This is a genomic window from Shimia sp. (genome assembly GCF_965227725.1).
GTDB lineage: Bacteria > Pseudomonadota > Alphaproteobacteria > Rhodobacterales > Rhodobacteraceae > Shimia.
This window is the reverse complement of the sequence record NZ_CBDDGH010000005.1, coordinates 190,128-210,731: the sequence shown is the minus strand read 5'-3', so window position 1 is coordinate 210,731 and position 20,604 is coordinate 190,128. Positions and strand designations below refer to the sequence as shown.

Genomic DNA, 20,604 nt, shown 5'->3' with positions numbered 1-20,604 from the left:
AAGGCCGCCTCACATGGTGGGTGAAGCAACCGGTTCTGCGGCAGGTTCAGAGGTCAATGCCGCGATCACATCTGCCACAACAAGGGCTGCAATCACGGACGGCCGCTTGTCGCGGCTACCGCGCACCCCCGGGACCATCCCGATGGGGCAATTCAGTGTTTCCGTGCTTTGCCCCTCACAATGCGTGCGGGCAAAACTCTCAAATTTCGCACGTTTTGTGGCGGATCCGATCATCCCCACCCAACATGCGTTTCCTTTTGCAAGCGCTTCAGATGTCAGCAGAAAATCCAAAGCGTGATCATGCGTCAGAACAATGAACGCACTGCCGTGAGGCGCGCTGCGCACCTCGGCTTCCGGCAATGCGGTCAGGCGCTTTTCAACACAAGCGCCTGCCATGTCAAGTTCCTCGGCGCGGCTGTCCACCAGCACGCAACGCACGGGCAAATGCTGAAACTGATCCGCCAAGGCACGCCCCACGTGGCCCGCGCCAAAGACATAGACATGGGGCAGCGCCGCCTCAGAGCGCGTAACGTCTGCCACCGCCTCTGCACGCGCTGCCGTATCCATCTTGTTCAGTGTCAGCTCCACACGTCCGCCGCAGCACTGGCCGATCTCCGGCCCCAGCGGCACATCCATGTGACCGGTCTCCGCGCCAAGGCGCAGCAGTTTGCGCGCCTCATCCAGCGCCATATACTCAAGCTGCCCGCCCCCAATGGTGCCGGTCATGGCGTGGGGCGCGACAAACATCACAGCGCCTTCTTCGCGGGGCGAACTGCCCCGCACGCGCGTGATCTCCACCCGCATCACCGCGGGTTCGCGGTCCAGAAACGCTATGAGGTTTGCTGCTTTCATCCGCGCATCCGCTCCACCGCCATCAGCACACGCTCCGGCGTTGCCGGCGCATCCAGACGTGGGCATTCGGCGTAATCCGCAACTGAGGCCACCGCCATGCCCAGTGCTTCAAACACACAGATCGGCAACATAAACGGCGGCTCGCCGACTGCTTTGGAGCGTTTGATGGTCAGCTCGCGGTTTTCGGACCAATCCGCCAGATTGACGTTGAACTCGCGCGGAATGTCCCCCGCCAGCGGGATCTTATAGGTGCTTGGCGCATGGGTCTTCAGCTGGCCTTTCTGGTCCCACCAAAGCTCCTCGGTGGTAAGCCAGCCCATGCCCTGCACAAAGGCGCCCTCAACCTGCCCTTTGTCTAGAACAGGGTTCAAAGACTTGCCCACATCATGCAGCACGTCGGCACGATCCACCGTGTACTCGCCGGTCAGCGTATCCACCGAAACCTCGGCCACCGCCGCACCGTATGCATAGTAATAGAACGGGCGCCCCTGCCCCTTTTCGCGGTCCCAATGGATCTTCGGCGTTTTGTAGAACCCCGCCGCCCAAAGCTGCACCCGCGCCATATAGGCCTGTTTGATGAACTCGCCAAAGGTGAACACCTGATCGCCCACATGCACCTCATTAGGCGCAAACTTCACGAGCAGTGCATCCACACCAAAGTGATCACAGGCCCAACGGATCAGCCGTTCCTTGATCTGGTCACAAGCATTCAGCGCCGCCATACCGTTCAGATCGGTGCCGGAACTCGCCGCCGTGGCGGAGGTATTGGGCACTTTCTCCGTGGTGGTTTTGGTGATCTTGATGTGATCAATATCCACCTGAAACGCCTCGGCCACCACCTGCGCAATCTTGGTGTTCAGCCCTTGACCCATCTCTGTGCCGCCATGGTTCAGCATGATCGAGCCGTCATTGTAGATATGCACCAGCGCCCCGGCCTGATTGTACCAGGTGGCGGTAAAGCTGATCCCGAATTTCACCGGCGTCAGCGAGATCCCTTTGCGGATGATCCCACCTTTGGCGTTGTGCGCCAGCACCGCTGCGCGACGCGCCTGATAGTCCGAACTCTGCTCCAGCTCCTCGACCAGCCGCGGCATGACATTGTCTTCTACCGTCTGGTGATAGGGCGTCACATTGCGATCCGTGGTGCCGTAGAAATTCGCCTTGCGGACCTCCAGCGGGTCTTTGCCAAGCTTGTAGGCAATCTCTTCGATCATCCGTTCCGCAGCAACAACACCCTGCGGCCCGCCAAAGCCGCGAAACGCGGTGTTGGAGACCGTGTTGGTCTTCATCGGGCGGCTTTGCAGCTTCACATGCGGATAGAAATAGGCGTTGTCGGCGTGAAACAGCGCGCGGTCGGTCACCGGTCCTGACAGATCAGAGGTCCAGCCACAGCGCGCAGCAAAGACATTGTCCACCGCCTCGATCCGGCCCGCGTCATCAAAGGCCACGTCATAGTCCACGACAAAATCATGGCGCTTGCCGGTGCTCTCCATATCCTGATCACGGTCAGGGCGGATTTTTACCGCACGGTTCCACTTCTTTGCGGCCAGCGCGGCCACGGCGGCAAACTGGTTCATCTGGCTTTCCTTGCCGCCAAACCCGCCGCCCATGCGCCGCACATTCACCACCACCGCATTGTTGGGCACACCCAGAACATGGGCCACCATATGCTGCGCCTCACTGGGGTGCTGGGTGGAGGAATGCACAATCACATCGTCATCTTCGCCCGGCATGGCAAAGGCAATGTGCCCTTCCAGATACATGTGATCCTGCCCGCCAATACGCATCTGCCCCGCGATGCGATGGGCCGCATTGGCCTGCCCTTCGGCGACATCTCCGCGCTGCAAGGTCATCGGATCGGTCACATGCGGATAGCCCTTGGCCACCGCCTCATCCGCTTCAATCACGTGATCCAGCGGCGCATACTCGATCTGCGCCAGCTCCACTGCGCGGCGGGCAATGTCGCGGCTTTCGGCCACCACGGCAAAAAGCACCTGCCCCCAGAACTCGACGGTTTCAGTGGCAAACAGCGGCTCGTCATGCCGCCCCGTGGGGCTCACGTCATTCACGCCGGGCACATCCTCAGCGGTCAGCACATCCACCACACCGGGGGCCGCGCGCACCGCGCTCAGATCCATCGACACGATCTTTGCATGGGCCACTTTTGCCGTGCCAAAATAGGCGTGCAACGTGCCCACCGGCTCGGCGATGTCATCACAGTAATCCGCCCCGCCGGAGACATGTTTGATCGCACTGTCATGAATAAGGTCGGTGTGCGCCGAACCACGGATAGAGACATTCTGTTTCATCATTCTCTCCTCACGCGCTCGCTAGGCGGGCATCTTCGCCCTGCTGTTCCAGCCAGAACCGGCGGAACAGGTTCTGGGCCACTTTCATCCGGTAATCCGCCGTTGCGCGCATATCGCTGAGCGGTTGGAAATCCTCAGGCAGTTTCGCTGCCGCCGCCAAAAGGCTGGCCTCGCTCCAGGGCTGGCCAACCAAAGCCGCCTCTGCCGCCGTTGCCCGTTTGGGCGTGGCCGCCATGCCGCCAAAGGCCAGCACCGCTTGGGTGATAATACCATTTTCAACGGCAACATTCATCCCAACCGCCACAGAGGAGATATCCTCCTCGCGTCGCTTGGAAATCTTATAGGCCGCATGATGCGCCCCAGCATTCTCTGCTGACAGGCGCGGAATGGTGATGCTCTCCACAAACTCACCAGCGGCGCGGTCCTGTTTGCCATAGGCGATGAAGAAATCTTCCAATGGCAGCACCCGCCGTGCATCGCACTTGCGCAGAGTGATAGATGCGCCAAGCGCAATCAGCACCGGCGGCGTGTCACCAATCGGGCTGCCGTTGGCGATATTGCCGCCAATCGTGCCCATATTGCGCACCTGCCAGCCGGCAATGCGATCCCAATAATCCACCAGATGCGGATAATGTTGCGCAATCACATCCTGCGCCTCGGTGTAGGTCACCCCGGCGCCAAATGTCACCGCATCCTCGGTGACCGCAATTTCTTTCAGCCCGTCAAGCTGGCCGATGAAAACCGCAGGCGAAATGCGTTTCAGAAACTTGGTCACCCAAAGCCCCACATCGGTGGAGCCCGCCACAATGGTCGCCTCCGGCTCGGCTTCCAGAACCGCGGCCAGATCATCCACATCCGCAGGCAGGATCGCGCGGCTCTCGCCTTTGGCCACTTCCACCCGCGCCCCGTCTTTCAACGCGCCCAATTTTGCGGCCACCGCCTCGCGCTCAGTTGCCAGATGTTCGGCGGAGAGCGTGCCATATTCCGTCACCGCCTGCGCAGCGCGAATGATCGGCGCATAGCCGGTGCAGCGGCACAGATTACCCTGCAGCGCGGTTTCCACCTGCTTCACCGTCGGGTGCGCATGGGCCATCCACAGCGCGTAAAGCGACATGACAATCCCCGGTGTGCAGAAGCCACATTGGCTGCCGTGGTGCTCTACCATGGCCTGCTGAACCGGCGACAAACGCCCGTTGGTGCCGCCGAGATATTCAATGGTCACCACATGACAGCCATCCAGAGTCGCCAGAAAGCGAATGCAAGCATTCACTGTCTCATAATGCAGCCCCTGCGGTGTCAGCCGCCCGACCATCACGGTGCAGGCGCCACAATCGCCCTCCGCACAGCCTTCTTTGCTGCCCGTAAGGCGTTGATCAATCCGCAAAAAATCCAGAAGCGTGTCGTCCGCTCCCACATCGGAAAGAGAGACCTCACGGCCGTTGAGTAAAAAGCGTATTTCGCTGCGGTGCTGCATCCTGACCTCTTGCTGGGAGTCGGCACTTAGGTGGCCACAAGCTACTCTATCTGCTCTTTCGTCTTCAATGAAACGAGGGTTTTAGAAAATCTATTTCAATGATTTATTGAAAATCGCCCGCCATTCCGGCAGTAAACTGTCCCTCAGCCACATATGGAGCGAGAAATGCCGTATCTTGAAAGCCTGAGAGTCTTTGTGCGTGTTGTGGAGCTGGGCTCGATCACCTCTGGTGGGCGGGATCTGCGGCTGACCCCGGCCGTGGCTTCAAACCGGGTGAAGGAGCTTGAGACCCGTTTGGGCGTGCGTTTGTTCAACCGCACCACCCGCAACCTCTCGCCCACCGAGGTCGGCAAGGTGTTTTATGAACACGCCCGCAAAGTGATCACCACCTTGGAGGAAGCCGAAGCGGTGGTCGCCGGGTTCTCCGACAATCCGCGTGGCACCATCCGGGTCACCGCGCCCTTGGGCGTGGGTCGCCGCATCATTGCGCCGCTTATCCCTGCCTTCACCGAACAGCACCCGCATGTGGACGTGCGCCTGCGCCTGTCTGATCGCACGGTGGATATGTTTGAGGACGGTCTGGATGTGGCCTTTGTCCTGGGCGAGCTGAAAGACAGCAATCTCAAACTGCGCAAAATCGCCGATTGTGAGCGCGTGCTTGTGGCCTCTCCGGAATATCTCGCCCGCGCCGGCACCCCGCAAACCCCCGAAGATCTGCTCGCAAATCACAACTGCCTCTTGCTGCGCTTCCCGCGGTCACCGGAATATTTCTGGACCCTGCAAACCGACGCAGGCCCGCAGAAAATCGAGGCCAAAGGTCGGTTTGATGCGGACGACGGGGATGTGCTCACCCAATGGGCACTTGAAGGGGCCGGGATTGCCAACAAACCGCGTTTTGACGTTTCCGCCGATCTTGCCAGCGGCGCGCTGGTTGAGGTGCTGCCTAACACCCCGCCGCTACCTGCATCCTTTGGTTGCCTCTATCCGCACCGCAAGCTGCAAGACCCGAAAGTGCGCCTGTTTGTCGATTACATCGCCACCGAAAGCCGCAACCGCATCGCCCAGCTATAGAACCTCCGCCAGCAGGAAAATGAGCTTGAACTCTTCCTCTTAAGACTCTGGCAACCTTCTATTTAAATGCAGTCTGGGTGCGCCCCCAAAAGAAAAAGCCCCGCAACACGCGGGGCCATCATCTCGACATATCGGCGCTGCTCAGGCGCGCAGATCAGGATCCCACCGCCAGCGGGCCGTTCTCACGCAGCTCGGGCCGATAAAGCGTGAAGGTCGCGCGCCCATCGTGCTTGGAGGCATAGAGCGCCGTATCAGCATCATCCATCAGCTCTTCAACGCTGGTGTCCGCCGTGCCGGTGTAGATCGAAATCCCCACGCTCGCAGAGACCTCGCACACAGCGTCTTTATAGGGTACCGGTGCCTCCACCTCTTTGATGATCCGCTCAGAAATCCGGCCCAGCACCTCCTCATCGGTGTTGCCCTTGATCACCAGCACAAATTCATCGCCGCCCACACGGGCAACCACATCCGCATCCCGGCTGCTTTCCACAAGCACCCGCGCCACATGCTGCAGAACCACATCGCCCGCCGCGTGACCCTTGGTGTCATTGACCTCTTTGAAGAAGTCCAGATCCACATGCAGCAGGCCAAAGGGCTTACGCTCCTCCACCAGACGCGGCAGGATCAGATCCAGCGCACGGCGGTTTTTCAGCCCGGTCAGCGTATCGGTGTAGGCCTGCTCCTCAGCGGCAACCTTGGCGCCCTGCAGGCGCTGATTGAGCTTGCGGCTGGCTTCCATGGCGGCTGATTTGGCCTCCACCAGATAGAGCATCTCAATCGTCAGATCGGTGGCCGCAAAATCCGCCGCATTCAGATCATAGTCGCGCACCGCATCCAGGATCGAAATCCCAAAGCTCAGGTTCACAACCGCACCACCTTTGCCGTCGTGCATCAGCACGCCTTTTAATCCGGTCGGCGGATCAGAGCGTTTCTTGAGGTGCAGTTTCTTACCCGCCGAGGCCATCAGGCGCGACATGGAGGTGATGGCATGCGGGCGGTTCAGTTCAAAAACGTCAAAGAAGCCCGCGCCGATCAGCGCCTGATCGGGGAAAATCTTGGTCAGCGTGGGGCCCGCATGGGTGATGCGCCCCTCTTTGTCGAGCTGCACATGCATCGGACACATCACGTCCAGCATTTGCGTCATCTCACAGATCTGGTCCAATTCGCTCACTGGGCACGCGCCCCCAACTCAAACTCACGCCCACTGGCAAAGGCATTCACAACCAGTGTAATATCAACCACCTCAGCATCCTGCTCTGCGCCCTTGTGCTCCAGAAAGACCAGCGCGCCATAGTCATCCGCCATGGTGCGCAAAATGCCAATCATCACATGGCCAAACCCCAGCTGGGGGTGTCGACAGGTCAGGCTATAGCATTCCGATGAATGCTCGCGAAGTTCCATACTCGGCAGAATAAGGTCATCCACCGCCAATCTCGCGCGTTCCGGCAAATCGTCCAGCGAATGCAAAAAATCCACAAAATCCACGCCGCCAAAGCGTAACAATCGCCTGAGCGCTTCGACATTCGGGTGGGTCACAAGATAGGTGCCAATGTCCTCAAGCACCGTTTCAAGCGGCGCGCCGATAACCTCGGACGCGGCTTTGATCAGGTCCTCGGTCACGCTGTCTTCGTAGTGCAGCATGGCTTCAAAATCGGTGGTGTCCACATCGGCAAGCCGGCACACCTCAACCCACCGCGGCTGACCATAGCTGTCGCGGACAAAGCACTGAATCGCTCTGTTGATCAAGCCGTGCATGCATTCACCTTTCTTACCAAGACCCATAAGATCAGAGCGGTGTTAAGATTTCCCCAACGCGCCCAAAACTAAAACTCTGGTGTAAGCTCCATATCACCGATCCACAGCGATTGACGACTGCTCGGAGCCACCTCAAACTTTCCATCCAGTATATCCCTCAGTTGTCTGAGGGTCACCCGATCACCTTCTGATCTGGCGATTTTTTCTCCCACAGCGAGCGACCTGCCGACCTCATACACGCTAAATACGTCAACTTTGCGTGCTGCCACTGGCAAAAATAGGATCCCCACACGCCCAGCGTGTGTAGGATGGAAATCACCAAACAGCAAAACGCATCCGGGATCCGGCGCGCTTTCGCAAATATCCGCCCAATCTTCCAAACGATAGAGCGCAATATCGCTCATATCACGCGCGGTCACCACCGCTTCCGGCGGCAGAACCGTCAGATTGGCGGCAAATCTTTCTGCAGGTGCAACTCGCGCGTTGCCATGAAAGCCCTGCGCATATTCCCAAGAGCTCTCCGCCGACTGCGCCGCCTCCACGGCGGCCTGCCACTCGGGTTTACCGGCGGCAAAATCCGCGCTCAAAGCAGCCAATCCGGCCTGCCCTGCATGGCCCCATTCCGCTTGCATCTCCCAAAGCGCCGCATCCTGCGGCGTCACTTTCTCTGCCACGATACGGGCCAGCTGAGATTGGGTCGAAATGCGCTCCACATTCAGCACCGGCGTCTGCCAAAGCGCCAGCAGCAACAGCATGCCCACCGCGATGGTGATATTGGCCTGACGGATCCGCGCCATCCACGCGCCGCGCAGCACCACCGCCACCGCATAGCTGACCGCATGCAGCCCCACCACCAGTACCGTGCAGGCCGCTGCCAGCCGCGCCGGTGTCCAACCGTATTGCGCCACGCGCAGCCACAGCGCATAGCCGGCCAGCCCGGTCAAAACCGGCAACAACAACGCCAAGGCCGAGGTCGCTGCGCGCATCAACGGAGTTTGCACCGCATCCACATCGCTGCGGTCCAGCGCCACGCTGATCAGCGTGATCATGGCCAGCGCCACCGCAAGCAAAGTTGTCGCGCGGCTCAAATTGCCAAACAGATCGCCTGGCGCCTGCATCAAGGCCGCGCCCACAAACACCAGCACCACCACCAGCACCACCGGCACCAGAAGGCGCAGCAGACGCATCACCAGAAATGGCGAGATATAGTCGCGCAACTCATGCACCACAGAGAGGCCAACCCCCAGCGCCGCGCCGGAGATCACAAAGGCCGCGCCCTCAATGTCCAAGAGATCCTCAATGATCGTGAGACCCACAATCTCCAACAGCGCATTGCTCAGGAAGATCACCGCCCAGATCAGCCCGACAAACAGCCAGGCCGCAGAGTAGCGCACAAGGATGCCCCAGCTCACATCAAACAGATGGCCATAATCCCGCAGGCTGTGACGATCCCGCAGCGTCGCGGCGGCAAAGGGCGTGCCAATCAGCAGAAACAGCGCCCAGGCGATAATGGGATGCTGCGCTGCGCCAAAAGCGTCCAACGTGTCAAAGCGCAGCCCCGACCATGTCAGCAGGGCCGCCGCCAGCGCAGAGAGACCAAGCGCAGGCAAAGCCGCACGTACAATGCGATGCGGGCCGCTCAGCCCCATCAAAACAGCAAAGAAGCCGGAAACAAATCCCGTCAGGGCAAGATAAGCCAGTGGATGGCTGACAATCTCATGCGCTTTTTCAATCAGCGCCCAGATGGCCAATCCAGCCAAACCGCCCACACCAGCCATTTCCGCACGCCCTGCGGCCGCGTAGCCTTCCCGCTTGTGCATGGCCTACCTCCAACCAAACTTGCGGACTCTCTATATCGGGTTGGCGATAAAAAACAACGTCTTGATAAGCCTACCTTGAAGTGAGGCGGCCTGCCGCCACCCCGCCGCAACCACACTGTGTGCCACGTCTCAGAAATCTGTGGGCGCGCCACCTTCGGCTTTGCGCCGTTCTACAAATTCGGCCAATTCCTCGCGGATTGCCGCGTCCATGGGCGGTTCTTCATATTGGCTCAGCACATCCTTGAAGATGTGATGCGCGCGTTCGGCGGTCCATGTGCCACCCGCCGCCTGAAAGGCTTCAAAGTTGCGCCAGTCCGAAGCAAAGGGCTGATAAAACGCGGTGGTGTAGCGCTCCTGCGTGTGTTCGATCCCGAAGAAATGACCGTCAGAGCCCACCTCGCGGATCGCCTCCAGCGCAACCTCCGCCTCCCCCGTGGCCCAGATATCCGGCTCCAGATAGCGCTGGATCATCTGCACCACTTCGCAATCCATGATGAACTTCTCAGGGCTGGCAATCAGCCCGCCCTCCAGCCATCCGGCGGCGTGATAGACCATATTGGTGCCCGACTGCACAGCGCTCCACAGGCTGTTGGAGGTCTCCCACATGGCCTGCCCGTCCGGCACATTGGCCGCGCAGACGCCGCTGGCGCGCATCGGCAGACCGTAAAACCTCGCCATCTGCCCAGTCATCTGGGTCGCCCTCATATATTCGGGCGTGCCAAAGGCGGGCGCACCGGATTTCATGTCTACATTGGAGGTAAACGTGCCAATCGCGCAGGCCACACCGGGGCGGATATACTGCGCCAGCGCCACCGCGCTCAACGCCTCCGCCAGCGATTGCGCCACCGCACCCGCCATGGTGACCGGTGCCATCGCCCCCGCCAGCGTGAAAGGCGTGACCACCAGCGCCTGATTGCGCCGCGCCAGCCGCATCCAGCCATCGATCATCGGCTCATCATGTTTCAGCGGCGAGGTGGAATTGATGTTGGTGAAGATATGGGGCCGCGCTTCAAAGGCCTTATGGCTCAATCCGGCGGCAATCCGCACCATCTCCATGGCATCTTCCACCCGCTCCGCCCCCAGCGAATAGGTGTGTACCGCTTTGTCGGTCAGGGTCAGCGTGTCAAACAGCACATCCAGATGGCGCACGGAAGCATGGATGTCCTGCGGCTCCACCGGATAACCGCCGGAGAAATGGATGCAGTTGAAAAACTGTGTGAGCCGCAGCAGGTCCGCACATTGCGCCCGTGTGCCCGGCACCTTCCGGCCCAGCTCCAGATCCCAGTAGTTTGGCGGGCTCGACACATTGCCAAACAGGATGTGCCCTTCCCCCATCACCAGTTGCCGATCCGGGTTGCGTGGGGTCAGAGTCCAGCTGCGCGGCGCCTTGGCGACCATCTCCATGACAAAGCTGCGGTCCATGAACACGCGGTCCTCCACCACGCGACAGCCTGCCTCTTTCAGGATCTGGAGCGCTTCGCCGTTGAAGAACTGAATGCCGATTTCCTCAAGGATACGCATCGCCCCGTCATGAAGGCGCGCCACCCCGTCCTCTGACAAAGGCTCCGTCGGCCGATCCGTGTTGACCGGCAAGCGCCATGGCATCTGTTCCAGACCAACCGAGCGCCCGCGTCGAGCGGCCCGTCCGCCGCTGCGCTTGCCCCTGCGGGATGTCTCTTCTGCTTCAGACATGGCGCTCTCCTTCTCCGCGTCCTTTTCAGGAAACGCTGACCCGCGTGAGATTCCTGCGCTTTTTCGACAAAACCTGTCGCTTTTGAACTCCGTCTGTGCCTTGGGGACCGAGCGCAGCCCAAAAGAAAACCCCGCCACCTCTTGGTGCGGGGTCTTTTGACTTTCTCAAATGGTGCTATCTGCCGGTCAGATCAGGCGCCCAGCCACTCCGGCAAATGGCCAATGTTGGGCAGTACCACATCCGCCAGCGGGGCCAGCTCCGCCTCTTCTGCCACACCGGTCAGCACGGCCACGGTCTGCATGCCTGCCCGCCGGCCGGCCAAAAGATCATGGCTGCTGTCGCCAACCATCGCCACCCGCGCCGGATCAAGCGCCACATGCCGGGCAAAGGCCAACAGCGGGTCCGGATCAGGTTTCGCCCCAAAGCCGCTGTCAAACCCGGCGATGAAGTTGAAACGATCCACAACCCCGGCTTCCTGCAGATGCGCCCGCGCGCCAAACTCCGTGTCATTGGTCATCACGCCAAGCTTGAGCCCCTGCGCAATAAACCCGTCCATCAACGGCCCAAGCGGCACCGCCGGTGCAAGCGAAGCCTCTGCCGCCTCAAGCATCAACGTGTGCTCAATCGCGTCCACATCGCCGCCCGGCACCACGCTGGCCACAGCCTCAGCCGCCTCGCGGTTGGTGCCTGCAATCACAAAGCTCTCCGGCAAAAAGGCCTCCGCGCTCAGGTCAAACTGCAGCGCCCCTGCGATCTGCGCCGCCAGCGCCGCGTCCCCATCGGCAAAGCGCGTGATCATCCGCGCTGCCCATCCGTTCCACGTCGCCCCAAAATCAAACAGCGTGCCGTCTTTATCAAACAGAAGCCCGTCTACCCGCATCCTATCGCCTTTGTTCCTTCGCCCCGCGCCAAGCGCCTCACCCGCGCACCCTGCACCGGCGGTGCCCCCGCGCGCAAGAGGCGTCCTATATTCAGGTCCAATGGGCCCGCGACTCACCCAAAAGAAGATTCGCCGCCATCAGCGGCACGTCATAGGGGAGATCATTGGCATCACAAAATGAGACCACCCAGGCATCGTCCATCGTTAAGAACTCCAGCACAGAGCCCATGAAATCAGAATCACTTGCCCGCTCGCGCAGGTCGTTAACCGAGGCACCAGTAGCCCCCATGAAGACTCCGACCACTTCATCTTGGGTCACCAACCAGCCTAAAGCCTTAATAGCAACGGTTTCCGCCACTTCTTGAGAAACTCTCATTTGCTCCCACTTTCGAAAGAGTTTGTTAACCAATGATAAGCCAAAATGAACAGGTCCCGTTTTTCACAGTTTTCAGGTTTTCTTATGGCAGCTCATGTCTTGATCGTCGACAGTATCTCGGCGAACCGCATCTTGTTAAAAGTCAAACTGACTGGTGTTTTTGCTCGTGTTGAGCAGGCCGCCAGCGCAGGGGAAGCTTTGGATCTGCTCCACGCAGAAACACCGGACCTGCTGGTTCTGGGCGGTGACCTTGTGGACATGAGCGCACTGAAACTTTGCAAACTCGTTAAAGAGAACCCGGCTTTTGCCCATCTGCCCGTGTTGATCGCCAACACCGAAGGCACCCGCATGGATCGGATCGACGCCCTGCGCGCCGGTGCCGATGACGCCTTTGACATGTCTGTCAGCACCGATGCGCTTTTGGCGCGCATCCGCAGCATCATCCGCGCCCGCAGCTCTTATGAAGAGTTGCGCCTGCGCGAACAGGCGGGCCAGATCCCCGGCCTTGCAGAGCAGGTGTCAGGCTTTGAAGGTCCGGCACAGGTGCTGATCGCCTCCTGGAACGCCGCTGAAGGGCTGCTGTGGAACGCGCAACTGCAAGCCTGCGTGCCGTATGGCCTACGCCAACAGCCGATCTCCCAGATCGCGCAGGACATGTCGCAGTTTGCTGCGCCGGATGCGATTGTGATTTCCCTGCGCACCGCAACGCCTGATGAGTCCCTGCGCCTTCTGGCAGAGGTGCGCGCCCGCGCCACCACCCGTCAGGCCGCTGTGCTTGTGGTGCTGGACGCCGAAGACGACACTGCCCGCATCAACGCGCTTGATCTGGGCGCCAACGATGTGTTGATCGACGGCTTTGATGCCGAAGAGGCCGCCTTGCGGCTCGATGCGATGATTGCCCGCAAGCGCCTGACTGACCGTCTGCGCAAACGCGTTGAGGATGGCCTCACCGCCGCCGTCACCGATCCGCTCACCGGTCTGTTCAACCGCCGCTACGCGATGCCGCATCTCACCAAACTGGCGCAGCGCGCCCACAGCCAGCGCGGCGATTTTGCTGTGATGCTGGCCGATCTGGACCACTTCAAAGAGGTCAACGACCGCTATGGCCACGCCGCTGGCGACATCGTTCTGGCCGAGATCGCCCGCCGGATGCGCCGCTGCCTGTCTCAGGCAGATCTGATTGCCCGCATGGGCGGTGAAGAATTCATGATTGTGGTGCCGGTTGAGGATGTGACCGCCGCCGAGCAGGTCGCCCAGCGCCTCTGCGATGTGGTGCGCAGCGAGCCTGTCTACCTGCGCGGCCGCGACATTCAGATCCCCGTGACCGTCAGCATTGGTGTGGCCATGGGCAGCGACCTGATCAAGGCCAAGTCACCGGACTGCAAATCGACACAGCACCTGCGCCTTGCCGCCCATGACGGCATTGCCTCTGCCCTGCTGGACCGCGCGGATCAGGCACTTTACGGCGCGAAAGCCGAAGGTCGGGACAAGGTCACCCTGTCCTGCTCCGCAGCCTGACACAGCCGCCTACGCCAACAAAAAAGCGCTTCCAATCAAAGCGCCTCTCTGCCCTCGGGCACCTTTTTTTTCAGACAGGCCAGCTCGCCTTTGTCAGACCTGAGCCGCCTGCCCCACAAGGTCAGTTTTTGTGCTTGCCGTCCTTGTGGCCATCGCCGTGTTTGCCTTTGCGGCCATGTTTCAGCTCTTCTTCCAGACGATCGGCATAAGCAGCACGCTCCGCATCACTCATATCGCTGATCCGCTTCAGAAAGCTCTCCCGCGCGAGCGTCCGCCGGTTCACCCCCGCCTCATCCAGAGCCACCACGGTGGCCTTCAGCGCTTCGCCGTCAAACGGGCTCTGCCGCAACAAGCTCAGCGCCTCAAGGTAGCGCGCCTGATCTGCCTGCCGATCCACAGAGGCAGAACGGTAGCTGCGGCGGATCTCCCGCCCCACGGCGCGTTTGTCCTCAAAGCTCATCGCCCGCACAAAGGGCGCGGTGAACCTGTCTCCGGCCACGGGGGGGCCGTCGTGACGTTTGAAACTGAAAATCGCGCCGCCGACCAACCCGATGATCAGCACATTGAGGGTCACGGACCCGATCAACAGCACCCGCAGCGCGCGGCGTTTTTTGCCCTTTGGCGGCTGCCCATCGGTTGCGCCGTTTGCACCAGTGTCTTGTGTCATCATTCTTCCTCCACGCCCAGGGTCAGGGCGTAGCTCACATCCAGATCAGAAAGGTAAGTTTGCGCAACTTCCCCATAGAGATCGAGGCCCAAAGTGTTCTGCATCAGGGCCGTGCCTGAGGAAACACCAATCCACACCCCGGCCAACCCGGCCACAGCCACCCCGCTGAGCGAGGGCCATCCGCCCAGCGCCTGCAACAGCGCGCGCCACCAGCCGCCCGCTTCGCGGCTTGGGCTTTGGGGGGCACCCTGTGCGGCTTGCTGTGCCGCCTGCTGGTCTGCCTGAACGGTCTCGGCACTCTCCAGCACCCGCGCCATCAAGTCAGGCGACGGCTCTGCCAGCGCATCGCTCTTGGCAGAGGCAAACAGATCCTCAAGCATGTCGTCGTCAAACATCTTGTCATCAAACTTATCAGCCATCTGTATACCCCAGTGCTTCGCGCTGTCCGGCCAGTGCCTGTGCCAGCGCCCGTTTTCCGCGCGAGGTCAGGCTTTCTACCGCCTCTACGCTGATCTCCATGATCTCGGCAATCTCAGGATTGCCCAACCCTTCTATGTGACGCAACACCACCGCCAGACGCTGCCGCTCCGGCAGGCTGTTGAGCGCGGCTTGCAAAGCGTCATTGCGCGCCTGATCCTGCATCTGCTGCGCCGCCGATTTGGCGTCATCTTCCGGCTCCGGCACAGCGTCCAGCGCCACGCCCCGCGACTTGCGCAGCCGGTCGGTGCAGAGGTTGGCCACCACACGATAGAGCCATGTGGTCACTTTGGCCTCGCCCTGCCGCCAATCCGGCGCTTGTTTGAAAAGGCGGATCATCGCCTCCTGCGCCACATCTTCGGCCTCCGCCCGATCCCCCAGCATGCGAAACGCCTGCGCAAACGCCCGCGGCGTCAGCCGCAGCGTCAAGCTGCGCGCCGCAGCACCGTCTCCATTGGCGTATAACACCAACAAAGCGTCATCGGGCATCTCGTCCTGTTGATCGTAAGGCATCGTCATCGTCTCAAGGGCTACCCGCTGCGCCGGTGCTGCGCAATCGCTCCGGTGATAAGGCCGGATAAGCGATGCGCAGCAGGCTCAGGCCGGGACGGTTGGACGGGACATCTCCCACCGCCCCGGTCAGCTCGACCGGATCAGTTGTCCTGTGTCGCTGCCTCACCCCGTTTGACTGTGCCGCGCGCTTCCTTGGCCGCGTCCCATTCTTCCTGACTGATGCTGCCGTCACCATCGGTATCAAGCGCCTTGAACATCTTGGCCTTGCGCTCTGCGCGCTTGTTTGCGTGCTTTTCCTTCATGGCGTCATATTCCGCCTTGCTGATCTGGCCATCCGCGTCGCTGTCCAGCCGCTCCAGCATCTTGCCGATCCGGTCGCCCTTGGGTTTCATCTCCTCTGCAGAGAGCTGACCGTCCTCATTGGCATCCAGCCGGTCAAACATCCGGTCCACACCTTTGGCCATACGCGCATTGCCAGAGGCCTCCGCATGGGCCCGCATCTCATCGCGGGAGATCAGATCATCGTCATTGGCATCCACCCCGTCAAAACGCGCCTGCGCCTGTGCCTCAAGCTCCGCGCGGGTCACCACACCGTCGCCATTGGTGTCCAGCATTTCAAAAGCGGGCATGTGGTGGCCGCGATGGGAACGGTCCTTGCCACCCTCTTTGGCGGAGGCCCCAACAGCCGTCACACCCAATGCTGCGATCACAACCGCGCCGATCATCAGTTTGCTTTGCATCTCGATCTCTCCTCTTTAGGCATCGTCCAATGTGGCTCATTGCCTGTTTGGTGCAGATAGAACGCGCCGCCCCCACCATTCCGTCGCAACTTTTTTCGATTTTTTTGCGCGCGCCCTTCTTTGGCCTTTCCCAGCCCTCGCAAGTGCCCCCGCAAGCCCCTTCCTTTGCGACATCCCGCCGCAAGGCATTTTGACCTCTTTAATCTGCACGCCCGCTACATCATTTTGACCGGATCGAACGCGAGGACATGTGATGAGCGAGACAACGGCAGCATTGGAAGACAGACCTTTAAAACCTGCCCTGATGCGCGGCTGGCGCCGCAAATGCCCAAATTGTGGCAATGGCCCGATGCTGAAGGGCTATCTGAAGGTGCGCGACCATTGCCCGGTCTGCAAACAAGAGCTGCATCACCACCGCGCAGATGATGGCCCCGCCTATCTGACCATTCTGATCGTCGGCCACCTCATGGCCCCGCTCCTGCACGTGGCCTTTGTGCACTGGCGACCAGAACCTCTTATCCTCTTTACAATTTTTGCGGTTGGCTGCGTCGCGCTCTCGCTCTACCTTCTTCCTCGACTGAAGGGGGGCGTGGTCGCGTTTCAATGGGCGCGCCGCATGCACGGGTTCTAGTGATCCGTCCCAAGACCCCTCAAGCTGAGGGGAGCATACGGGCATGACGATCGACAAAACCGCCATTCGGGACGCCGCAACGGTCATCGTTCTGCGGGATCGGTACACCGATCCCCGCATTCTGATGGGCCAGCGCGGCGCCAAAGCGGCTTTCATGCCCAACAAGGTGGTCTTCCCCGGCGGCGCGGTGGACGCGGGGGATGCGGACATCGCCCTTGCCACACGTATCTCCGATTTCTGCGCCGACCGTCTGCGCGAAGACAGCGCCCGCGATCTGTCTCATGCGCTCTGCGTGGCCGCCATTCGCGAGCTGTGGGAAGAAACCGGGCTGATCCTTGGGCAGAAAGGCAGCTGGTCAGAACCGCCAGCGCCGGATTGGGAAAGCTTTGCCGCCACCGGCCATGTCCCCACCGCCGAAGCGCTGCAATTTGTCTTCCGCGCCATCACGCCCCCGGGCCGCCCGCGCCGCTTTGATGCGCGCTTCTTCCTTCTGGACGCCGATGAAATCGCCACCGATCTGGATGATTTCTCTGCCGCCTGCGAAGAGCTCTCCCACCTTCAGTGGATCCCGCTGAAAGACGTGCGCGCCTTTGACCTGCCTTTCATCACCGAGGTTGTGCTCGCCGAAATCGAAGCCCGCGTGACCGACCGCGATCCCCCGCCCTCGGTACCGTTCTTCAAAAACTACGACGAAGCCAGCCTGTTCATGCAACTCTATGGCCGCATACAGGACCGCTGAGCCTAGGCCAACAGGATCAGCCCCACAATCGACGCCGCCAAAAGCGCCATGCCAAGGTATTCCCGCCGGCTGATCGTCTCACGGAAGATCAGCACCGTGCCCAGAATGCCAAACACCAGCTCGATCTGCCCCACGGTTTTCACATAAGCCGCGTTTTGCAGCGTGAAGGCCGTGAACCAGCAGAAGGTGCCGCCCATGCTGGTCAGCCCGATGAAGCCCGCACTGCGCCAGGCGCTCAGCACCTTGGCCACTTCGCCGGGCTCGCGCAGCTTCAGCCAGACCCACATGCCCGCCATCTGCATCGCCGTCACCGCCGCCAACGTCACCAACGCCCGCTGCATCGGCGCATCCAGTGCCACCTGCAAAGAGGCCCCACGATAACAGACCGCCGACACGCCAAAGAGCGCCCCGGCCAACAGGCCCAGCGCCGCCGAAGGGCTGAGAAACCGCCGCCAGCCCTGCTGGTTGGCCTCAATCGGCCCCGACAGTACCAAAACTCCGGCCACACCGACAAAAATCGCCGCCATCCCAAGGGCAGAGACCGCCTCACCCAGCACCAAAATGCCAATCAGCACCGTCAGCAGCACCTCGGTTTTGATGAAAGCCATGCCCACGGCAAAATTGCGTCGCCCAAACAGCATCACCGTACACACGGTCGCGGTGATCTGCGCCGCGCCGCCCACAATGCCATAGCCCCAGAAGGCCCAGGACAGCGCAGGCAGCGCTACCTGCCCCAAGGCGACAAGCGTCAGCAGAATGGCCGCGGCAATCGGCGCGGAATACACAAACCGCGCAAATGTGGCCCCGGCGGCGGAGAGCTTCACCTGTGCGAGGTGTTTTTGCAGCATAAAACGCACGGTCTGAAAGGCGGCTGCGGCGACGGAGGCAATGATCCAGAGTTCCATGCCGCTCTTGATGCACGCCTAAGACGCTGTTGTCACTGTGGAATAGCCACCCGCGGCAGGTCTCACCCGCCTTTGCGCCACAGCGGATGCGCCACCGGATCTTTGCGCTGCCAGAAATAGCGCCGGAACACCTCACCGTAAGAGGCAAAATAATAGCCGTCATTGCGCGACAGATAGCGCGCCCGATGGCTGCGAAACAGTTTGGGCAGCTGATACCACGCCACTTTGGGGTGCATATGATGCACCACATGCAGGTTGTTGTTGAGAAAGACCCAGGACAAAGGCCCGCGATCCTCAATGATTACCGTCCGCCCCCGCGCACGCTCATGCGCCTGATGCTCCAGAAAGGTGCGGATTTTCAAAATCGCCATCGCCACATAGGCACAGCACCCAAACGCCCATCCCGGCATTTGCCCAACACCCACCAGCCACCAGATCACCACTGCCACCGCAGGCACATGCCACAGCCAGCCGCGCAGCACCGCGCCATTCCCTGCCCGAATGGCCCGCCAATCCGCAGCCATGAAACAGATCTGCCCCACCAGCGGCCCCAGCAAAAGCCTGCCCGCCAGCGTGTTGTTCCACAGCAAAACCCGCTGTCGCCATTTGGGCAGCGCCGCCCAATCCTCGGCATAAAGGTAATTGCTCTCCGGATCGTCATAAGGATCGGTCAGCCGGCTGTCCAAATGATGCGCCAGATGGGTGTCGCGAAACCGCAGATACGGCACAAAAAGCCCCAGCGCCGGAAACACCAAAACGGCATTCAACGCCTTGTTTTCAAACGGGTGTCCGTGCAGGATCTCATGGCTCAGCGAGCTGTGCAGCGCCATGGCCACAACCGTCAGCCCCATACCCAAAGGCAGCCACAACGCCGCGCCCCAGACAGTGCCCAGCGCAAACAGCGCATAGCACAAAAGAAGCAACCCAAGGGTGGGCCATTCCACCCGCATCTGCACTTTCTTGGGCTGCGCCCTATCCACACACACGCCCCCAGGACACCCGCGCCCAGACCCGCTCATAGATCACATAGCAGCTCAAGCCGATGGCTGTGTTGATCGCCGCCATCTTGCCGCCCATCGCCAAAGAGCCCGTCGCCCAAAGCCCCACCATGGCCATGGACATCAGCCCAATCACATTCCAGATCACCGCTTTCACAATCGAGCGTTTGGGAGTTTCCATCGCCGCGCCTTTTCTTCGTTCTAGTCCCGCTCACGATCTCGTGAGCACAAACAGAGCTATCGCGCCGCGGTGCGTTTCAGAATTCCGAATATGATTAACAAAAATCGCCATAGGTGATATTAATCATCACATGATCGAAAATATCGACAAACGGCTCCGCGCCGACCGCTTCCGCCAGCGCCTTGCCACCGCCATGCAGACCAGCGCCATGTCTCAGGCCGCGCTCGCGCGCACCATCGGCGTGGACCGCTCCACCATCAGCCAACTCCTCAAAGACGAGGGCGCGCGGCTGCCCAATGCGCAGGTTGTCGGCGAATGCGCGGCGGCGCTTGGGGTCTCTGCCGACTGGCTGCTCTCGCTCACCGACCGCCCGGAAAACACCGCCGATATTCTCGCCAATGCCCTCACTGTCACCAAAGCCCCCCGTGCGCTGGTGGATGAACAGATCTTCGCCTGGCACCAAGAAGCCGCAGGCTACAAAATCCGCCACGTCCCCGCCGCGCTGCCTGACATGCTCAAAACCGATGAGATGTTGAACTGGGAATACTCGCCGCATCTGGGCCGCACCGCAGAACAGGCCATCAACGCCTCGCGCGACCGGCTGGATCTGATGCGCGCCTCTCAATCGGATTATGAAATCGCCCTGCCGCGCCACGATATGGAATCCTTTGCCCGTGGCGAAGGCTACTATCGCGGCCTGCCCGCCGACATCCGCGCCCGGCAACTCGCCCATTTCGCAACCCTCACAGAACAGCTCTACCCGCGCCTGCGCCTCTACCTGTTTGACGCCCGCCGCCTCTACTCCAGCCCGATCACCGTCTTCGGCCCCCTGCTCGCCGTGCTCTATCTTGGCCGCAACTACCTCGCCTTTCGCGACACAGAGCGCGTGACCTCCTTCACCGAGCATTTTGACAATTTGGTGCGTCAGGCCGACATCAGCGCCCGCGACATCCCCGCCCATCTGGAAAGCCTCAAGGCCAGGCTGTAACCCGCCAAGGCTTCTCA

21 protein-coding genes are annotated in these 20,604 nt (G+C 60.8%); 5 read left to right on the top strand and 16 right to left on the bottom strand.

Features of this window, described 5'->3' with window-relative positions:
• Positions 1-9: 9 nt before the first annotated feature.
• The 3 genes from xdhC to xdhA are packed head-to-tail and all read right to left on the bottom strand — an operon-like array spanning position 10 to position 4,635.
• A complete protein-coding gene (gene xdhC, locus ACO07T_RS11295) occupies positions 10-852 on the bottom strand; it encodes a xanthine dehydrogenase accessory protein XdhC (protein ID WP_422049499.1) in 843 nt (280 codons plus the stop codon).
• A complete protein-coding gene (gene xdhB, locus ACO07T_RS11290; protein ID WP_422049498.1) occupies positions 849-3,161 on the bottom strand; it encodes a xanthine dehydrogenase molybdopterin binding subunit in 2,313 nt (770 codons plus the stop codon). The genes xdhC and xdhB overlap by 4 nt, the downstream gene beginning before the upstream one ends.
• A 10-nt stretch (positions 3,162-3,171) precedes the next feature.
• On the bottom strand, positions 3,172-4,635 hold the full coding sequence (xdhA, locus tag ACO07T_RS11285; RefSeq protein ID WP_422049497.1) for a xanthine dehydrogenase small subunit: 1,464 nt from the start codon (positions 4,633-4,635) through the stop codon (positions 3,172-3,174).
• A gap of 165 nt (positions 4,636-4,800) precedes the next feature.
• Between xdhA and ACO07T_RS11280 the strand changes: the two genes are divergently transcribed.
• Positions 4,801-5,706, top strand: coding sequence for a LysR family transcriptional regulator (locus tag ACO07T_RS11280; RefSeq protein ID WP_422049496.1), 906 nt, complete (start codon positions 4,801-4,803; stop codon positions 5,704-5,706).
• A 154-nt stretch (positions 5,707-5,860) separates the two neighbouring features.
• On the opposite strand, the gene ACO07T_RS11275 is transcribed toward ACO07T_RS11280, so the two are convergent.
• The 6 genes from ACO07T_RS11275 to ACO07T_RS11250 all read right to left on the bottom strand — a co-directional run bounded on the left by ACO07T_RS11275 (position 5,861) and on the right by ACO07T_RS11250 (position 12,230).
• The gene (locus ACO07T_RS11275; RefSeq protein ID WP_348540476.1) at positions 5,861-6,877 is read right to left on the bottom strand and encodes a diguanylate cyclase; all 1,017 of its coding nucleotides are present in this window, start codon (positions 6,875-6,877) and stop codon (positions 5,861-5,863) included.
• Positions 6,874-7,461, bottom strand: a complete 588-nt coding sequence (locus ACO07T_RS11270; protein ID WP_209060831.1) for a heme NO-binding domain-containing protein — start codon at positions 7,459-7,461, stop codon at positions 6,874-6,876. The genes ACO07T_RS11275 and ACO07T_RS11270 overlap by 4 nt, the downstream gene beginning before the upstream one ends.
• A gap of 68 nt (positions 7,462-7,529) precedes the next feature.
• A complete protein-coding gene (locus ACO07T_RS11265; RefSeq protein WP_422049495.1) occupies positions 7,530-9,281 on the bottom strand; it encodes a DUF4153 domain-containing protein in 1,752 nt (583 codons plus the stop codon).
• 129 nt (positions 9,282-9,410) lie between these two features.
• Positions 9,411-10,973 (bottom strand): trimethylamine methyltransferase family protein, encoded by a 1,563-nt coding sequence (locus tag ACO07T_RS11260; protein ID WP_422049494.1) that lies wholly within the window; start codon positions 10,971-10,973, stop codon positions 9,411-9,413.
• A gap of 191 nt (positions 10,974-11,164) precedes the next feature.
• Positions 11,165-11,854, bottom strand: coding sequence for an HAD family hydrolase (locus ACO07T_RS11255; RefSeq protein WP_422049493.1), 690 nt, complete (start codon positions 11,852-11,854; stop codon positions 11,165-11,167).
• 91 nt (positions 11,855-11,945) lie between these two features.
• Positions 11,946-12,230: a DUF3572 domain-containing protein gene (locus ACO07T_RS11250; RefSeq protein WP_422049492.1), complete on the bottom strand. Its 285-nt coding sequence runs from the start codon at positions 12,228-12,230 to the stop codon at positions 11,946-11,948.
• A gap of 84 nt (positions 12,231-12,314) precedes the next feature.
• Between ACO07T_RS11250 and ACO07T_RS11245 the strand changes: the two genes are divergently transcribed.
• A complete protein-coding gene (locus tag ACO07T_RS11245) occupies positions 12,315-13,748 on the top strand; it encodes a diguanylate cyclase (protein WP_422049491.1) in 1,434 nt (477 codons plus the stop codon).
• Between the two features lie 121 nt (positions 13,749-13,869).
• Here ACO07T_RS11245 and ACO07T_RS11240 read toward each other — a convergent pair whose 3' ends face one another.
• The 4 genes from ACO07T_RS11240 to ACO07T_RS11225 form a co-directional block, all read right to left on the bottom strand.
• Positions 13,870-14,415, bottom strand: a complete 546-nt coding sequence (locus ACO07T_RS11240; RefSeq protein WP_422049490.1) for a periplasmic heavy metal sensor — start codon at positions 14,413-14,415, stop codon at positions 13,870-13,872.
• On the bottom strand, positions 14,415-14,834 hold the full coding sequence (locus ACO07T_RS11235) for a hypothetical protein (protein ID WP_422049489.1): 420 nt from the start codon (positions 14,832-14,834) through the stop codon (positions 14,415-14,417). The genes ACO07T_RS11240 and ACO07T_RS11235 overlap by 1 nt, the downstream gene beginning before the upstream one ends.
• Positions 14,827-15,411: an RNA polymerase sigma factor gene (locus ACO07T_RS11230; protein ID WP_422049488.1), complete on the bottom strand. Its 585-nt coding sequence runs from the start codon at positions 15,409-15,411 to the stop codon at positions 14,827-14,829. Before ACO07T_RS11230 ends, ACO07T_RS11235 begins: the two co-directional genes overlap by 8 nt.
• Positions 15,412-15,545: 134 nt before the next feature.
• Positions 15,546-16,145, bottom strand: a complete 600-nt coding sequence (locus tag ACO07T_RS11225; RefSeq protein ID WP_422049487.1) for an EF-hand domain-containing protein — start codon at positions 16,143-16,145, stop codon at positions 15,546-15,548.
• A 253-nt stretch (positions 16,146-16,398) separates the two neighbouring features.
• Here ACO07T_RS11225 and ACO07T_RS11220 point away from each other — a divergent pair, with 253 nt between their 5' ends.
• Both ACO07T_RS11220 and ACO07T_RS11215 read left to right on the top strand, forming a co-directional pair.
• The gene (locus tag ACO07T_RS11220; protein ID WP_209060847.1) at positions 16,399-16,776 is read left to right on the top strand and encodes a DUF983 domain-containing protein; all 378 of its coding nucleotides are present in this window, start codon (positions 16,399-16,401) and stop codon (positions 16,774-16,776) included.
• Between the two features lie 43 nt (positions 16,777-16,819).
• A complete protein-coding gene (locus ACO07T_RS11215; RefSeq protein ID WP_422049486.1) occupies positions 16,820-17,515 on the top strand; it encodes an NUDIX hydrolase in 696 nt (231 codons plus the stop codon).
• Between the two features lie 2 nt (positions 17,516-17,517).
• Here ACO07T_RS11215 and ACO07T_RS11210 read toward each other — a convergent pair whose 3' ends face one another.
• The 3 genes from ACO07T_RS11210 to ACO07T_RS11200 form a co-directional block, all read right to left on the bottom strand.
• Positions 17,518-18,420, bottom strand: coding sequence for an EamA/RhaT family transporter (locus ACO07T_RS11210; protein WP_422049485.1), 903 nt, complete (start codon positions 18,418-18,420; stop codon positions 17,518-17,520).
• 62 nt (positions 18,421-18,482) lie between these two features.
• Positions 18,483-19,370 carry a fatty acid desaturase gene (locus ACO07T_RS11205; protein ID WP_422050499.1) on the bottom strand — a complete coding sequence of 296 codons (888 nt, stop codon included), beginning with the start codon at positions 19,368-19,370 and terminating at the stop codon, positions 18,483-18,485.
• A 22-nt stretch (positions 19,371-19,392) separates the two neighbouring features.
• Positions 19,393-19,599 (bottom strand): DUF2061 domain-containing protein, encoded by a 207-nt coding sequence (locus tag ACO07T_RS11200; protein WP_422049484.1) that lies wholly within the window; start codon positions 19,597-19,599, stop codon positions 19,393-19,395.
• Between the two features lie 130 nt (positions 19,600-19,729).
• On the opposite strand from ACO07T_RS11200, the gene ACO07T_RS11195 reads away from it, so the two are divergent.
• Entirely contained in the window at positions 19,730-20,587 is an 858-nt protein-coding gene (locus tag ACO07T_RS11195; protein WP_422049483.1) for a helix-turn-helix domain-containing protein, read from the top strand.
• Positions 20,588-20,604 lie beyond the last annotated feature (17 nt).

Excerpts from the sequence above, each read along its gene's own strand:
- ACO07T_RS11260 (WP_422049494.1), bottom strand. The coding sequence starts at position 10,973 with ATGTCTGAAGCAGAAGAGACATCCCGCAGGGGCAAGCGCAGCGGCGGA.
- ACO07T_RS11240 (WP_422049490.1), bottom strand. The coding sequence starts at position 14,415 with ATGACACAAGACACTGGTGCAAACGGCGCAACCGATGGGCAGCCGCCA.
- xdhC (WP_422049499.1), bottom strand. The coding sequence starts at position 852 with ATGAAAGCAGCAAACCTCATAGCGTTTCTGGACCGCGAACCCGCGGTG.
- xdhA (WP_422049497.1), bottom strand. The coding sequence starts at position 4,635 with ATGCAGCACCGCAGCGAAATACGCTTTTTACTCAACGGCCGTGAGGTC.
- ACO07T_RS11230 (WP_422049488.1), bottom strand. The coding sequence starts at position 15,411 with ATGACGATGCCTTACGATCAACAGGACGAGATGCCCGATGACGCTTTG.
- ACO07T_RS11235 (WP_422049489.1), bottom strand. The coding sequence starts at position 14,834 with ATGGCTGATAAGTTTGATGACAAGATGTTTGACGACGACATGCTTGAG.
- ACO07T_RS11210 (WP_422049485.1), bottom strand. The coding sequence starts at position 18,420 with ATGGAACTCTGGATCATTGCCTCCGTCGCCGCAGCCGCCTTTCAGACC.
- ACO07T_RS11200 (WP_422049484.1), bottom strand. The coding sequence starts at position 19,599 with ATGGAAACTCCCAAACGCTCGATTGTGAAAGCGGTGATCTGGAATGTG.
- ACO07T_RS11250 (WP_422049492.1), bottom strand. The coding sequence starts at position 12,230 with ATGAGAGTTTCTCAAGAAGTGGCGGAAACCGTTGCTATTAAGGCTTTA.
- ACO07T_RS11195 (WP_422049483.1), top strand. The coding sequence starts at position 19,730 with ATGATCGAAAATATCGACAAACGGCTCCGCGCCGACCGCTTCCGCCAG.
- ACO07T_RS11255 (WP_422049493.1), bottom strand. The coding sequence starts at position 11,854 with ATGCGGGTAGACGGGCTTCTGTTTGATAAAGACGGCACGCTGTTTGAT.
- ACO07T_RS11225 (WP_422049487.1), bottom strand. The coding sequence starts at position 16,145 with ATGCAAAGCAAACTGATGATCGGCGCGGTTGTGATCGCAGCATTGGGT.
- ACO07T_RS11205 (WP_422050499.1), bottom strand. The coding sequence starts at position 19,370 with ATGCGGGTGGAATGGCCCACCCTTGGGTTGCTTCTTTTGTGCTATGCG.
- ACO07T_RS11265 (WP_422049495.1), bottom strand. The coding sequence starts at position 9,281 with ATGCACAAGCGGGAAGGCTACGCGGCCGCAGGGCGTGCGGAAATGGCT.
- ACO07T_RS11220 (WP_209060847.1), top strand. The coding sequence starts at position 16,399 with ATGAGCGAGACAACGGCAGCATTGGAAGACAGACCTTTAAAACCTGCC.
- xdhB (WP_422049498.1), bottom strand. The coding sequence starts at position 3,161 with ATGAAACAGAATGTCTCTATCCGTGGTTCGGCGCACACCGACCTTATT.
- ACO07T_RS11245 (WP_422049491.1), top strand. The coding sequence starts at position 12,315 with ATGGCAGCTCATGTCTTGATCGTCGACAGTATCTCGGCGAACCGCATC.
- ACO07T_RS11270 (WP_209060831.1), bottom strand. The coding sequence starts at position 7,461 with ATGCACGGCTTGATCAACAGAGCGATTCAGTGCTTTGTCCGCGACAGC.
- ACO07T_RS11280 (WP_422049496.1), top strand. The coding sequence starts at position 4,801 with ATGCCGTATCTTGAAAGCCTGAGAGTCTTTGTGCGTGTTGTGGAGCTG.
- ACO07T_RS11215 (WP_422049486.1), top strand. The coding sequence starts at position 16,820 with ATGACGATCGACAAAACCGCCATTCGGGACGCCGCAACGGTCATCGTT.